The organism is Paenibacillus sp. LS-5, assembly GCF_056121505.1.
Map to the genome: position 1 here is coordinate 56,168 of NZ_JBWAVA010000018.1, position 14,915 is coordinate 71,082.

Here is a 14,915-nt window from a genome sequence, read left to right on the forward strand (position 1 = left end):
TGCTGTTCAGATAAGTTTTTTGGCAAAGTGGGAGCGGTCATTTACATTCATTTTGATATAAATACTCTTCACTACATTCCGCACAGAGCCCTCACTGATCCCCAGCGCGCTCGAGATATGCAGTGCACTTTTGTCCGTTAGCCACAGTGCAGCTACCTCCTTCTCTCTCGCCGTCAGCTTATACTTGCTAAGCACCATGTCGAGTCGGAACTTTTGCAAACTAGCATTGTTAACCATCCGTTTATACGCCACATTATCTGCCAATTGCTGCACGAACGGAATCGCAAAATCTATCGGCTGCTTGGAGTCAAAAGAAATATCCACATAGCCAAGGGTACCACCGTCCAGACTTAAGGGCGCACATACACAATTCCAGCTCTGAAAAGAAGCATCTGTATGCTCCATTCCCCGTACTACCCCAATAAGGTTCATCTCCATAGCCAGTGAGACAGCATTCAGGCCCGAATACCGTTTGGAAAGATTAATGCCTGCACCCAGCCCCGCATGGTCCATGTTCTCCTGAAGGCTCCGCGAGGAGCAGATCAGATCGAGAATCCAACCCTCTTCATCTGCCAGAAACACGACATAAGGAATGGGAATGAACTGGCTGATCGCCACCATCTCCGCCCGCATGGAAGATACCATGGCTTCACTGTATACCGCTTTGTTCTCTTTCACGCAAGAGACCACCGGCGGGTGCAACGCACTATATGTATTGGATGAATGACCGGGGAGAAAAGACGCAGCTTGAGCTGCTGGAAGATCATCCGGCGAACACCACATTTTTATTCTGGAATTCAAGGTAGTCAACACAAACACCTCCTGGTTGTTATGGTTAATGGATTCGGAAGAATTGTGAATATATTCACTAATAATATTACATCTATATTTGTTATGGCAATATTTCCTATCTATACTATAAACTCTCTGAGGTTCGGGGAAGAAATTCTTTTAGCTGGAATGTAATATCTCATGTTCTACTAATATAGCAGTAAATCTATCATAGAGTAATTAAGAGACAATTTACAGGGGCTATTCTTACGAAAAACCGTTGAAAAATACCCTTTCTTCCTTGTGCATAACCCAGGTTGTAATCCAGCCTGCGCATAGCTGTTTTCTCATCATTCGTCATATTCTTGTATGTTTATTTATGTATCCGACTTAAATCGATAGTTTTCGACATTAATCCGGTGCTATATTTGTTTATACGTCTTTGGAAATTAGGAGTAAAGGGGGTCTATTCTTGAGTATTATTGAAGCCCGCGGGCTGTCCAAATCGTTCATGCAAGCGGTGAAAGAGCCCGGCCTGGCGGGAGCCGTCAAGCACCTCTTCATCCCGAAGCATATCGAGATGATTGCGGTGCAGCCGCTGGACCTGAGCATTGAAGCCGGTGAGACTGTAGCCTATGTGGGTCCGAACGGTGCAGGCAAATCCACCACGATCAAAATGCTGACCGGCATCCTCATGCCCTCTGCAGGAAGCATTTCTGTAAACGGTATCAATCCGTATAAGAAAAGAATGGAGAACGCCGCGCAGATCGGAGCCGTGTTCGGACAACGCACGCAGCTGTGGTGGGATATTCCGATTGTGGAATCTTTTTCGCTGCTGAAGGATATCTATCAGGTCCCGGAGCCTGTCTATAAGGCCAATCTGGATCAGTTCACGGAGCTGCTGGGCATGGATGAATTCATCCATCTGTCCGCGCGCAAGCTCTCCCTGGGTCAACGCATGCGTGCGGACCTGGCCGCCGCCTTATTACATAATCCGCCGATTCTTTATCTGGATGAACCCACAATTGGACTGGACGTCTCCGTGAAGCAAAAAATCCGCGAGTTCATCAAAAAGATCAACCAGGAGCAGCATACCACCGTCATGCTCACCACCCACGACCTCGGCGACATAGAGGATCTGTGCAAGCGGCTGATTATCATCGACCACGGCTCTATTATCTATGACGGGAGTCTAAGTGAGGTTAAATCCCGTTTTGCGAGAAACCGGGTGATCTTCTTCCAAGTGGGCGCACCGATGCCGGAGCTGTACACGCTGCTGTCTCATACTCCCGGAATGAAGCTAGACCTTCAAAATAAACATGAATTCTCCGTCTCCTTCGACCGCAATGAATATACAGCCAGTGACGTGGTCAGCCGGGTGATGAAGTACGGCGAAGTGATTGACTTCCGCATGGAGGATGCCAATATTGAGCAGGTGATAAAAGCGGTGTACGACGGGAACCTGGACCTTAATCAAGATGGGAAATGAGGAGGTGTGACGGCAGCCATGCCAGTAGTCAAGCTCAAGAAATACCGCAGTATCGCCAACCGTTCCTTGCAAAATGTTCTATCCTACCGGTTCTCCTACGTCGTCACTTTTTTGTCCAATGCGATCAATCTGCTGGCGGTTTATTTTTTGTGGTCAGGTATTTATGGGGGCCGCGAGGTCGTGGGCGGATATACGTGGGACCAGATGAAAACCTATCTGCTAGTCACTTTCCTGGCCAACTCTGTGCTGTCCTGGTATTCCGAAACCGCGATTTCCGGAAAAATCCTTGATGGCAGCGTTGCCGTAGACTTGCTGAAGCCTATTGATTTTCAGACGGCCCGTTTCTCCGAAACGCTGGGCACCAGCCTGCTGGAAGGCGGCATAAGCACGATTATCCTAGTGATCTTCTCCTTCTTCATTTCCGGTCTGGCCCTTCCCCATTCTGCGCTCGTCTATGTGCTGTTCGCGCTCAGTCTGCTGGGGGCCATTGCGGTGAAATTCGGCGTGGTGTATCTGGCAGCACTGCTGTGCTTCTGGTCCACCGGCTCCATGGGTATTGTCTGGACCCGGATTGCCCTTACCAATCTGCTGTCCGGAGCTCTGGTGCCTTTGGCCTTCTTCCCCGGTTGGCTGGAAAGGACAGCATTGCTGCTGCCGTTTCAGAGTATCATCCACACGCCAACCATGATTTTTCTGGAGCAGGCCGGAACTTTGGAGAGTCTGAAGCTGATCGGCATTCAATGCTTCTGGGGAGCGGCGCTCTGGATCGCCGGGAAGTTCATGTGGAACTGGGCGGTCCGCCAGGTGACTATTCATGGAGGTTAGGCGGGAGGAGGAAAGTTAATGACGTTGTCGCGGATGTTCTATCTATATAAAAGGCTCTATATGCAGCAGCTAAAAGCGATCCTGGAATACAATAAGGACTTCTACATCTTAATGTGTTCCGCCGCTCTGACACAGGTGCTGGGGTTTGTGTTCCTCTGGGTGATCTATGACCGGATTCCCGATATTAACGGCTGGCAGTTCTGGGAGGTGACCTTCATGTATGCGATGATCTTCCTGACGGAAGGCATCGGCTCTTTGTTCTTTGAAGGAACCTGGCGGCTGGGAAGATTGGTCAATCAAGGCGAACTGGACCGTTATCTTCTTCGTCCGGTTCCGGTTGTGCTTCAGGTGTTCTGTACAGGGATTGGTATCAACGGCCTGGGCAATCTGCTCATCGGCGGAGTGATTATCTGGAAATCGCTGGTTCACAGCCATATCCAGTGGAGCTTGGCCAAAGTGGTAATCGTTATTCTACTGCTCATTACGGCGGTTATTATCCGCATATCGATTAATCTGGCTGGAAATTCAGCGGCCTTCTGGATTCGCAATGCCGGGAACGCCTTTCCCTTGATGGTGCACAATTTGGCCGATCTGGCAAAGTACCCGGTCACACTGTTTCCGCAGGCGGTACGGGTGTTTATTTCCACCGTTTTGCCGTATGCCTTCATCAGCTTCTATCCGGCAACTTACATTTTCGGCAAAAGCGGGTGGACCGGATGGTGGATGCTCGCTCCCGTTGTGGCAGCGGGCAGTGCGGCAGCAGCTTACGGCATCTTCCGGTACGGTCTTTCGAAGTATGAGAGCACGGGTAACTAGGGGGGACCTCAACGAAGGGCCATAACTCCGGTTGCCCGCCTGCTTCTCTGCTCGCCTCAACCCTAATCGCCCTTGCGAAAGTATGCCAAAGAGCAGTGCGGAAATTCCGCACTGCTCTTTTTAATCACTTCTTTTTTCGTCAGACCGTACTTGCTAAACCTGCCAGTCTTTCTTATGCTGCCGCAGCAGCCTTTTGCTTCTTCCGTTCCTTGGCTGATTTGCGGAAGTACAGCAGCTCGTAGATGGCCGGTACCACCACCAGTGTCAGCAGAGTTGCCGCAATCAAGCCGCCGATCACCACGATAGCCAGACTCTGTGAGACGATGCTGCCCTGCTCGGTATGACCGAACAGCAGTGGAAGCATGGCACATACCGTTGCAATAGCTGTCATTAGAATCGGACGCATCCGTGTTCCGGCTGCTTCAATGATGGCATCGCGCACAGTCATATGCTCTTCATTCTGCTTAATCCGGTCGATCAGTACAATCGCATTCGTGACGACGATACCTATCAGCATCAAAGCACCGAACAAGGCGGTGAAGTCAGGAGTCACACCGGATATGATCAACGCGATCACTGCACCGATGGCCGCAAGCGGCAGGGAGAACATAATAGCCAGTGGTGCGCGCAGGGTCTTGAATGTCAATACCATGATCAGATACACCAGACCAATCGAGATCAGGGCTGTCATGCCAAGGTCATTGAAATCTCCAGCCTGATCCGCCGAAGCACCGCCTGCGAACAGCGTTACGCCTTCGGGGAGTGTAATACTGTCTGTTTGTTTTTTGATATCTGCTCCGATGGTGGATACTTTCTTCGGATCTACCTCAGCTGTAATGCGCACATAAGGCTTGCCGTCTTTATGGTAGAGCATGGCTGGCTGATCGGTGACCTCAAGGGTAGCTAACTTCGAGAGCGGCTGTGGCCCTCCGGCAGTCATGATCGTAATATCTTGCAGATCCTGCTGCGATTTCGGCTGCAGTACAGGCTCCAATACCACTCCGGCTGGAGAACCATCCAGTTCCATCTGCCCCATCGGTACCGGATTCAGCATCGCCGCCAGCTGCATGGAAATTTCCTGAGCATTTGCAGCAGTCGGGTTCACCTTGAACGCGAACACCGGCTTGGTATCCTCCATGTTGCTGGTGACCTTTTGTACACCATCTACTGTTTTCACTTTGGCAGCTACAGACTTCGCAACGGAATTAATGGATTCCAGATCCTCCCCAACGATATCCACATACTCACTGGTCGAGCCGCCGCCCATCATGCTGGACTCATTTGCAGTCAGGGTTGCTCCCGCATAGGAATCCTGCAGGCCGCGGATATGGTCCAGGAACACCTGTGCATCAGCATCCTTCTTCATCATGACGGTGTAATCGACCTGGGTCAGTGAAGTCACTTCACCCCATTGCGCCGAATCTGCGCTGTTGCCGGTCATCATGATCACAGTCTCTGCCTGCGGCTGCTTCATCAGTTCAGCTTCCAGCTGTTTGCCCTTCTCCAGCACTTCCTTCACTGGAACGTCATTCGGATAGACTAACTGTATGGTTACATTGCTGGCATCGGATGCATCCAGCGCTCCCTTGGGCATGGTAACATAAGCAGCAACAGAACCCACCAACAGCACCAGACCGAGTGTCAGAGTAATCCACTTATGACGCAAATTCCATTCCAGAAAACGGCCGAAGCCTTTGGACGGCTTATGCTCCTTCAAGGAAGAACTGCGCAGCAGCCAAGAGCTTAACAGAGGGACTACGGTCAGCGCCACAACCAGTGAAGTAAGCAGGGAGTAGGTTACCGTTAGAGCAAACGGAAGCAGGAAGGCTTGCAGGGTTCCGTTCAACAGACCCATAGGCAGGAACACGGCAACTGTAGCTATAGTCGATGTAGTGATTGCCCTTGCGACCTCGCGGGTAGCGCTGATAATCATGTCCATGGAGAACGGCTCTTTCTGCATCCTGCGGTGAATATTCTCAATAACGACAATACTGTCATCCACCAGCCGCCCGACTGCGACAGCCACACCACCCAGTGTCACAATATTCAAAGTAATGCCGGAAACATCCAGCAAGTATAAGGTAACCGCCAGCGACAACGGAATGGATACCGCCGTGATCAAGGTAGCGCGCACATTGCGCAGGAAGATCAGAATGACAATCGTCGCAAATAATGCACCGAGCAGCACTTCACGCATCATGCTGTTGACGGAGGTGACAACCATATCCGCGGTGCTGAAAATAACGGAAACGTCAGCATTTTTGTTTGATTGGGTCAGGTCTTTCGCAACCTCGCGCACCTTATCACCCACATCGACCGCATTAGCGTTGGCTTCCTTGGTAATGATGGCGAACAATACATCCTTCCCGTTCGAGCGGCTGACACTTTCCTGGTCAGTCACCGCTTGAACCGCAGCTATATCCTGCAGTGTTACACCGGGCACAACGGGCAGCTTTTTCAGTGTATCGATACTGTCTATGGAAGACACCACATTCACGTTGCCTGTCTGTCCGCCAAGGGTCTGCTCTCCGATCGAAGCCGATACGCTCCGTCCCTGAAGTAGTCCCAGCACCTGGGCTGTAGCCACGCCCTTTGCGGCCATTGCCTGCGGATCCAGCTTCACATTAACCTGCGGAGCCGTTTTGCCGTATAGAGCTACATTCGCTACCCCATCAATTTTTTGCAGCTCGGGGATGATCTTATCTTCCGCAAGCTTCAGATTGTCCTTGGTTATCCCTTCGTCGAAGGACATCGTAAGCTCGGAGATCGGAATCATTGAGGTGTTCAGCTGTACAATGAACGGGTCCATGACCCCTTCCGGGAAGTGCAGTGCACCGACAGCCTTTTCAACCTCCTGGGCTGCATCCTTCATATTGGTTTTGCCGTCAAAATAAATATCCACCTTCGCATAACCATCACCGGAAGTAGACATCTGCTCGGTTTTGCCCTTCACCACTGAGGTTGCCGCCTCAATCGGCTTCGTCACATTTGCCTCCATGGAATGCGCATCCTGACCCGGGCCGAGCACCGTAACTGTAACCTGAGGATTATCGGCCTCCGGCATAAACTCCATAGGCAGCGAAGTATAGCTAAGGATCCCCACCACCAGTGCCATGACAACCAGAAGGCCCACTGCCCCCTTATTGCCGAACGACCATTTTGTTAACCATGTCATTTCTCTTTTCCCCTTCCACTTCTGTATGATATGTTTCTGTGTGCCTGATTCTTATGTATTGCTGTCTTTAATCATTGTAGAGCCTGGCGGCTGGCTCCAAAACCTCCCGGCGATGGGTTTCGTCCTCGGTCTTAAGTCGGGGTTCTTCCCCTCCCAGAGACAGACAAAAAAGCCCTCCTTCCTAAGAAGGAGAGCCTATTTAGAACCTATTGTTAATATACAGACAAAGTAGCCTTATTCCATGTAAAAGACTTCACGCAGCGGAACCATCGGGGTTTCCTCATTGAAATCAAAGGAGCCTTCGACCATCTTCGACGTAATGGCGTTCCATCTGTTGCAGGCATCACTCTGGGCTATGTAGGCAAAAGCCGCTTCCGGATCATCGCACTCAAAGCAATAGAAAAACTGATTGCCATTCTGGAAAATCGAATAATTCGTAATTCCGGCTTTGGAATGCTCCTCCAGGATTTCCGGCCAGGGGTTCAGGTGCATCTGCACATACTCCTCCAGGCTCTCCTCCTTCACCCGCCAGGTCCAGGCCAATTTGTTACTGCCCATGTTCTCATCCTCCTACACATTTGGTGAACGTACAAGACTTGCTCCGGAAGCTTCTCTTGATTTAAATAAAATATACTGATGCCACTACCAAATATATGGTAACGCTTACAATGGTTTTATGCAATACATTTCTATAGAACGTGAACTTGAGAATGTTAGGCTCATCATTGCGGAAAGTCTTGTTATTCATGGCGTTCCGCAATGATCGTTATCCATTCTCAAGTTCATCTTATATAGTGACAAAAAGATCAGCCCGCTCTCCGGTGAATGGCCGGATATAGCAGACTGATCTATGAACGTTGAACTTATAGTGCAGGCTTAAGCACTGATTCCCGTCTCGCTCGGACGGAGTATGGCCGATCCAATCGCCAGCAGAACCGCAGCCATAAGGCCCAGGATGGCAAAAGGTAGCCACAGCTCACTCCAGCCGCCGCCGGTTGCGGCGATATCCACTGCCTGGATCGCCCATTTCTGCGGCATGAAATTAGCTGCTTTTTGCATATAATCCGGCATCACCGAGAGGGGCCAGAAGCAGCCGCCCAGCATGCAGGTCGGTGTAAGAATAAGCGCGTTCAGCATGCCTGCGTTACGCGGATTGCGGACCAGTCCCGCTACTGTGCTGGCAATACCCATGGACACAAGCATAAATGCGGCAAGCACCAGGAAATAGAGATATGCCGGTACTTCATAGTCATAGCGCAGCACCCATTTACCGAGGACCAGCACAACCGCAATCTGGATGACCCCCACCAGAAAGCTGCCCAGGAAATTCCCCAGTGCAATCTCATAAGAACGGACCGGAGCACTGAACATCCGCATCATCGTCCGCCCCCTGCGGTCATCCATAATCATGGATACCGTGCTTGTCACCAAGCCCATGAGGAACATTAACGTCATACCTGTAATGACTCCGAGTGTTTCCCGCGGATACAGGTCATAATCTGTACGCGTACTTCCCACATTATGCTGCCCGGCCTGCTTCAGAATCGTGCCAAAACCGACTTCAGCATCCCCCGTTCCTCCGCTGACCGCATGTACCGCCTGTACAGTTTCCAGCATTTCCTTGGCGATAGTATTCACTTTCATTTTGAACATGATGGAGGTTTCTGTCGTCCGAAGCTCATAGATATTCAGCTGCGGCTGCTCCCCATGTGCAAGCTGTGCGGTATACTCTGCCGGAATCCATAATCCCACACCACCCTCCTGCCCGATAACGCCTTCTTTGAGGGTCGCCTCATCACTTCGCGGAACAAGCTTGTAATCCCCCGTCTTCTCCAGTTCGGCAAGCAGATGCTGCCCTGCTGCACCTGTATCCATATTGGTATACAACACCGTAGCCGAACTGTCTTCCATGCCTCCGGTAACCGATATAATAGCAGCGACCACAATACTCGGAAGCAGGATGTACATAAGGAACCCCTTGCGGGAGCCGATGGTCCGTTTGACCATGTTCCAGGCGATTGTCATTATTTTATTCATGGTAACCCACCTTCCGGTATGAGAGAATGGCTGCACTGAACATCACGAGACAGATCACGGAGATAATAAGCAGATTCGGCAAAATCTGTGACAGCTCTGAATGCAGCATCATCCGGATTACCGCCTGCAGCACCCAATGATTAATCGTAACCGCACCGATGGTATTCACCCAGGCATCGGGTAGCGGGGCCATCCCCCCACTCAGGAAAGTCATACTTACTGTGATGACACTAATGATACTGCTCGCACTTGCCGCGGTTTTACTGAACATGCAGACCACAATGGACAACGTCATTGAAGCGATAATCATCAGCAGACAGAACAACATCAGCAGACCCGGACGATTGCCCCAGTACACGCCGAACAGCCAATGGCTGAGCAGGATAATCGCCAGGCATTGAACAATGGATACGAGGCCTACTCCGAGAATTTTTCCGATAAACAGCTGTGAGCCTTTGACCGGCATGGAGTTGATGCGATAGAGCGTATGGTTATCCTTTTCACTAAACAGCGAACTGGTCACGGTGATTCCGCTGTAGAGCAGAAACATCATCAGCATGGATGCCGCATAGAATTGGGAAGCCGTATAGGTTCTGCCCCCATTATTCAGATCACCCAGCTTGACTGCTTCATGGTTCCCCGCTCCCGTCGAGGAAGCTGACACCGTCAGCGCCTCAGGCCCCAGTGTCGCCACCACCGCCTGCTTATAATTCATCGTGCTCAGGAAATTATCAAAAGCCGTTCCCGCCACCATATTGTCTGTACGGTTCTTGCCAAGAATGAATTCCAGCTGCGCCTTTTTGCCGCTCTGTACTTCACTGTCGAAGCCGTCCGGAATGATTACAGCATATCCGTATTTCCCGGTGCGCAGTCCGCTCTCTGCCGCCTGACGGCTCTCTGCTTCTTGCGGGATGATAACCTTCTGAACTTCAGGCGATTCCAAAAAGGTGGCAATCATGGCTGATGACCCTGCCTTTTCACCTGAAGAATGAACTACCGCCACAGTCACAGGTTCTATATTAGCCGCGCCTTTGACACCAACCACCCCGGATAGTGAAGCGCCCAGAAGAAAGATCAGCACCAGGGGCAGCAAAAACATATTCAACAGCATTGAGCGGGAGCGGGATAGTCTGCGCAGCTCATAGATCATAATGGTCCATGTGTTCATGTAAGCCTTCCTCCTTTCTCTAATCGCGCAGGGTCCGTCCGGTCAGGTTGAGAAACAGGGTCTCCAGATCCGGCTCTTCAATATTCAGGGAGGCTATATTCCCTTCATGCTTCGCAAAGATAAATAGAATATCCTGCAAATGACTTTGCGACGAAGGCAAATACAACTCTACCGTATCTTCGATGTGTTCAACGCGGCTTATCCCCGGATGCTGTCCAAGCTCCTGGATCAGGGCAGGAGTGATCCGCGAGGCCTTCACGACAATTTTTTCTTCATGGGCTACCCGTTCCCGCAGCTCGCGCTCCGTTCCACAGGCAATGATGTGGCCTTGATCCATAATCGCTACCCGGTCACAAATGGCGGCTACCTCCTCCATATAATGGCTCGTATAGATAACCGTTGAGCCAAGCTTGTTCAGCGCTTTGACAGATTCGAGGATATGATTGCGCGACTGGGGATCGATGCCTACCGTCGGCTCATCCATAATGATCAGTTTCGGGCGGTGCATAATCGCACAAGCGATATTCAGCCTTCTCTTCATACCGCCGGAGAAGGTTGACGGCTTATCCTTCGCCCTGTCACTAAGACCGGTAAAAGCCAGCGCCTCCTCCACCCGTTCCTTGAGCAGCTTGCCGCGAAGGCCGTAGAGCTTGCCGAAAAAGCTCACATTTTCCGCCGCTGTCATATTTTCATATAAAGCGAGATCCTGGGGGACGAGTCCGATACGCTTTTTGACCTCCAGGGGTCTGTTCATCACGGACAACCCGTCAATCATGATATCGCCGCTATCTGCCTTCAGCAAACCGCAGATCATGCTGATCGTGGTGCTTTTCCCTGCACCGTTCGGTCCGAGGAGGCCGAAGATTTCACCTTCCTGTATGCTGAAGTTCACGTAATCCACCGTTAATTTTTGATCATACCGTTTCACCACATCGTTTAGTACCACAAAGGCCATGGTTCATCTCTCCTTTTCCTGAATGCTTCTATATAAGATGAACTTGAGAATGGATAACGATCATTGCGGAACGCCATGTATAACAAGACTTTCCGCAATGATGAGCCTAACATTCTCAAGTTCACGTTCTATATGTATTCATTGTAGCGCAAGAAGAATGCGGCCGAAGGTACGAAAGGTCATTCTTTGGAGGTGACTTAAGTCATCTCCTGAACCAGTGGATTCTTATGGTAAAATAAATAGACCAACCCATAAAGGATGACCTCCCTTTGAACAAAGAAATGAATGTCCTGCGCTACGCGCTTATTATCATCCCTGCCCTGCTTGCTATATATCTCTATGATTATGCCGACTATGAGCTGTTCACCTTTCATTTCCTGCTGCTCCTGTTAATCGCGACTCTGGGCAAACGGTTCCCGCGTCTGCTTGGCACATTAAGCGGGGGTGTTGAACTGCTCTATACAGCCTGGCTATGCCGGCATTACGGAGGACTGATGATTTTCCCGGCCATTTCAACGCTACTCTATTACTCCCGGCTGGAGCGTAGACCAGTAGTACTTGTCTTCTTCGCTCTTCATCTGGCAGCCCTAAATATAGCTCTCAGCGGCTCCGATCCCCGGGTGTTGGCCTACACGAACCTTACCTTTCTGCTGACCGCTATGTTGAACAGGCTCTTGTTGAAATCCGGGAGGGGGCGCGACGAGACCTTATTCCTCTATGATGAGCTGCGCAAACAGCATTTCCAGCTGGAAGAAGCCCGCAGCCGGCTGCTGCAGTTCAACGCCCAGATCGAAGTGACCGCACAAGCGGAAGAACGGGTACGGATCGCGCGTCAGCTGCACGACGACATCGGCCACCGTCTGATCCGGGTCAAAATGATGTCCGAGGCAGCCATCCACACCTTGCCGCATTCTACAGAGACGGGGATGGATATGATGATTCAGATCCGGGACCAGCTATCGGCAAGTATGGACGATATGCGTGCTGCTGTCCGGCGGATTCATTATGGCTCCCAGCTGGAGGGGGCTTACGCGCTGGACCGGCTGCTGGAGGAGCTTGGCCGTCATACGGGTATTGAAACCTCCTACCAGGTACAAGGTATGCCCTATCCGCTATATCCCAGTATTCAGGTTACACTCTACAAAAATGCCCAGGAGGCTCTTACCAATGCTCTACGCCATGGTCGAGCCACTGCAGTATGGATTAGAATATCGTTCAGCCGGCACGAAGTGGTGATGGCAGTGGGCAACAACGGAGAACGCCCGCAAGAAAACCCTCTAACCAAACTCAGAGGCGGTGGCGGAACGGGCGGGATGGGCCTGCAGGGAATGATCGAGCGGACCCGCCTGGTACGCGGGACGCTTACACTTCAGCTCGAACCAGAGTTTACTCTGATCACCACGATTCCAATTCACAGGCAGCCCGAATAATATCTTACATACACTTTTCTTTCCACAATTCTTGCTATATTGATCATTCAGCCTAAAGGAGACAGATCTCTTATGATAAAAGTAGTCATAGTAGACGACGATTCATTTATCCGTGAAAGCCTCAAAGTGCTCGTTGCTCTCGACCCGGACATTGAGGTAATTGGTGCTGCCGGCAATGGCCATGAAGCTCTATCTTTACTGGAGCAGCTGCCTCACACCGATGTGGTGCTGATGGATATCCGGATGCCGGGCTGCGATGGTGTCGAGGGGACGAAGTTAATCAAAGCATCCCACCCCGGTACCTCCGTGCTAATGCTAACGACCTTCGACGACGATGAATACATCATCGAAGCGCTGCGAAACGGAGCGAGCGGGTATTTACTGAAGAATATTCCGCCGGACCGGATCATCCAGGGGATCAAAACCGTCCACGAAGGCAATCTCCTCATTCATCCCGACATTGCCCGCAAACTGACGGGTTTTCTGCAGCCGGCTGCGCGTCCGAAAGATGCCCCGTCCCGGGCGCTGGAATCGTACGGACTGACCAAGGCCGAGCTGGCAGTGGTGTCCTCAATCGCAGAAGGTCATACCAACAAGGAGATCGCAGCGGAACTTTTTTTAAGCGAGGGGACGATCAAAAATTACATCACCGATATTCTAAGCAAGCTCGGACTGCGCGACCGGACACAAATCGCCATCTATTATTGGAAGAATCAGCGGGAAAGCTAAGAATGATTGATGGTGTGGGACATATACATTTCTATCAAAAAAGGCCTGTGCTCCCTGTTTATCAGGGGACACAGGCCTTTGGCTTGGTTCGATGGATATTGAGACTGTACGAGCTACACTCCGGCGGATTCCTGCTTCTGCTCCGCAGAAGCACCCTTGGCACGTCCCAGCCTTGCAGGCGGCTGGCTCCGGCGGCCTCCCCCAGTCTTCATCGTAAGGATGCTGAAGATGCTGGAAGGCTTGGCCTCTGCGGTGACCGAAGCGTCCGGCTCGGGCACCAGTATGATGCCGAGCTGATGATGGTCGCCATCATAAATCGCGCGCTGGAGGTATTTGCTCTCGCCTTCGCGGTTCTGCACCTCCAGCTTGCAGAACGCGGGATTCATGCGCAGCGCCTCATGCAGCTGCGCGGCATCGGTCAACAGGACCCCGTTGACCTTCAGCAGGATCTCGCCCGGCAGGATGCCCAGCTCCTGCGCGGGGCTGTCCGGCAGTACGGCCAGCACCTTGCGGCCGGCTGCCGGATGCACGAAGACAGGGCTTAGACTGCGCTCCTCCAGAGCGCTGTACCCGCCCAGAGCTTCGTGCAGCAGTACCGCTGCGAGCGCCGCGAGCACGGTCAGCGGGCTCCACCAGGCGGCAAGCCCGCTTAGGGCCAGCAGGACGATGCTGTACAGCAGCAGCCGTCCTGCTGTGCGGGCGCTCTTACGCCCGGGCAGCATGCCCTGGGTCATCTCGCTGAAGCCGATGATGACCGGCAGGGACACCAGGCCCAGCCCGCCGCCCAGCAGCGGGTGCCAGGGCAGATCCCCGATTCCTGCGCCAGAAGGCATTAGCAGGAATAGCGGCAGCGGCCAGAAAGCCTGCAGCTGGTAGCCGCCAACCACCTTGCCGCGCTTGCCTTTGAGAAAGAGCGGCGTAGCCAGCCTTGCGCCTTGCCACCGCGCCAGCAGCGCTTCGGCAAGATGCAGCAGTGCGGCCAGCACCAGCAGTGCGGGTATATCCATCTCACGCAGCACACTAGCAATGGTACCCGCAGATCCGCTCTGCAGTATCCCAGGGAAGAAGGATAGGACAAATTGAATGATTCCTAGCACACCTATGGAATAGGCAAAACACAAATATCTGACACGAAAGAGCATAAGCACCAGACTGACGACCCAAATGCAGGCCACCGCTGTACCCGTAAGCGAAATCCCCAGAGCCACCGCTGCAAGAGAAACGACGAACCCCATAACCAGGCCACTCCAAACCGTGCGCCAGGTCTCCTGGCCCCAGCTGTGCAGCTTCACATGGATTAACTTCCGCTCCAGCGCTATCTGTCTGCGGTAATAAACAGCAATAAATAGTATTGCAATATAGTAATAGGGCTGAATCAGCAGATGTATTACTGCTGTCCCCCAGCTTGTAAGCAATTCCGGCATTTCATTCAAACCGTTCGTCACACTCCTTTACGTCCGGGTGGTCATGATCTGCAGCTCATAGCACACAGTATACTAAAACATTTAAAAAAAGAAGGC

The 14,915-nt window shown here is 51.8% G+C and carries 12 protein-coding genes; 5 read left to right on the top strand and 7 right to left on the bottom strand.

Annotated elements, in window-relative coordinates; all coding sequences use genetic code 11:
• Positions 1-6: 6 nt before the first annotated feature.
• Entirely contained in the window at positions 7-810 is an 804-nt protein-coding gene (locus tag AC0MA3_RS21865) for a helix-turn-helix transcriptional regulator (protein WP_474657764.1), read from the bottom strand.
• 433 nt (positions 811-1,243) lie between these two features.
• On the opposite strand from AC0MA3_RS21865, the gene AC0MA3_RS21870 reads away from it, so the two are divergent.
• Genes AC0MA3_RS21870 through AC0MA3_RS21880 form a run of 3 tightly spaced genes read left to right on the top strand, consistent with a single transcriptional unit; the run spans position 1,244 to position 3,901 of the window.
• Positions 1,244-2,260 carry an ABC transporter ATP-binding protein gene (locus AC0MA3_RS21870; protein WP_474657765.1) on the top strand — a complete coding sequence of 339 codons (1,017 nt, stop codon included), beginning with the start codon at positions 1,244-1,246 and terminating at the stop codon, positions 2,258-2,260.
• Positions 2,261-2,278: 18 nt separating this feature from the next.
• The gene (locus tag AC0MA3_RS21875; RefSeq protein WP_474657766.1) at positions 2,279-3,085 is read left to right on the top strand and encodes an ABC transporter permease; all 807 of its coding nucleotides are present in this window, start codon (positions 2,279-2,281) and stop codon (positions 3,083-3,085) included.
• An 18-nt stretch (positions 3,086-3,103) separates the two neighbouring features.
• Entirely contained in the window at positions 3,104-3,901 is a 798-nt protein-coding gene (locus AC0MA3_RS21880; protein ID WP_474657767.1) for an ABC transporter permease, read from the top strand.
• A gap of 172 nt (positions 3,902-4,073) precedes the next feature.
• Here the strand turns inward: AC0MA3_RS21880 and AC0MA3_RS21885 are convergent, their stop codons facing one another.
• From AC0MA3_RS21885 to AC0MA3_RS21905, 5 genes are all read right to left on the bottom strand, one after another.
• Positions 4,074-7,076, bottom strand: coding sequence for an efflux RND transporter permease subunit (locus AC0MA3_RS21885; protein WP_474657768.1), 3,003 nt, complete (start codon positions 7,074-7,076; stop codon positions 4,074-4,076).
• A gap of 234 nt (positions 7,077-7,310) precedes the next feature.
• Complete coding sequence (locus AC0MA3_RS21890; protein WP_474657769.1) at positions 7,311-7,634, bottom strand: L-rhamnose mutarotase; 324 nt, start codon at positions 7,632-7,634, stop codon at positions 7,311-7,313.
• A gap of 318 nt (positions 7,635-7,952) precedes the next feature.
• Positions 7,953-9,113, bottom strand: coding sequence for an ABC transporter permease (locus AC0MA3_RS21895; RefSeq protein ID WP_474657770.1), 1,161 nt, complete (start codon positions 9,111-9,113; stop codon positions 7,953-7,955).
• Positions 9,106-10,281 (bottom strand): ABC transporter permease, encoded by a 1,176-nt coding sequence (locus AC0MA3_RS21900; protein ID WP_474657771.1) that lies wholly within the window; start codon positions 10,279-10,281, stop codon positions 9,106-9,108. The genes AC0MA3_RS21895 and AC0MA3_RS21900 overlap by 8 nt, the downstream gene beginning before the upstream one ends.
• A gap of 19 nt (positions 10,282-10,300) precedes the next feature.
• Positions 10,301-11,236, bottom strand: coding sequence for an ABC transporter ATP-binding protein (locus tag AC0MA3_RS21905; protein ID WP_474657772.1), 936 nt, complete (start codon positions 11,234-11,236; stop codon positions 10,301-10,303).
• Between the two features lie 269 nt (positions 11,237-11,505).
• Here AC0MA3_RS21905 and AC0MA3_RS21910 point away from each other — a divergent pair, with 269 nt between their 5' ends.
• Together AC0MA3_RS21910 and AC0MA3_RS21915 are read left to right on the top strand one after the other, a co-directional pair.
• Positions 11,506-12,666, top strand: a complete 1,161-nt coding sequence (locus AC0MA3_RS21910) for a sensor histidine kinase (protein ID WP_474657773.1) — start codon at positions 11,506-11,508, stop codon at positions 12,664-12,666.
• A 72-nt stretch (positions 12,667-12,738) separates the two neighbouring features.
• Positions 12,739-13,395, top strand: coding sequence for a response regulator transcription factor (locus AC0MA3_RS21915; protein WP_474657774.1), 657 nt, complete (start codon positions 12,739-12,741; stop codon positions 13,393-13,395).
• 113 nt (positions 13,396-13,508) lie between these two features.
• Here the strand turns inward: AC0MA3_RS21915 and AC0MA3_RS21920 are convergent, their stop codons facing one another.
• Entirely contained in the window at positions 13,509-14,828 is a 1,320-nt protein-coding gene (locus tag AC0MA3_RS21920) for a PDZ domain-containing protein (protein ID WP_474657775.1), read from the bottom strand.
• Positions 14,829-14,915: the final 87 nt, after the last annotated feature.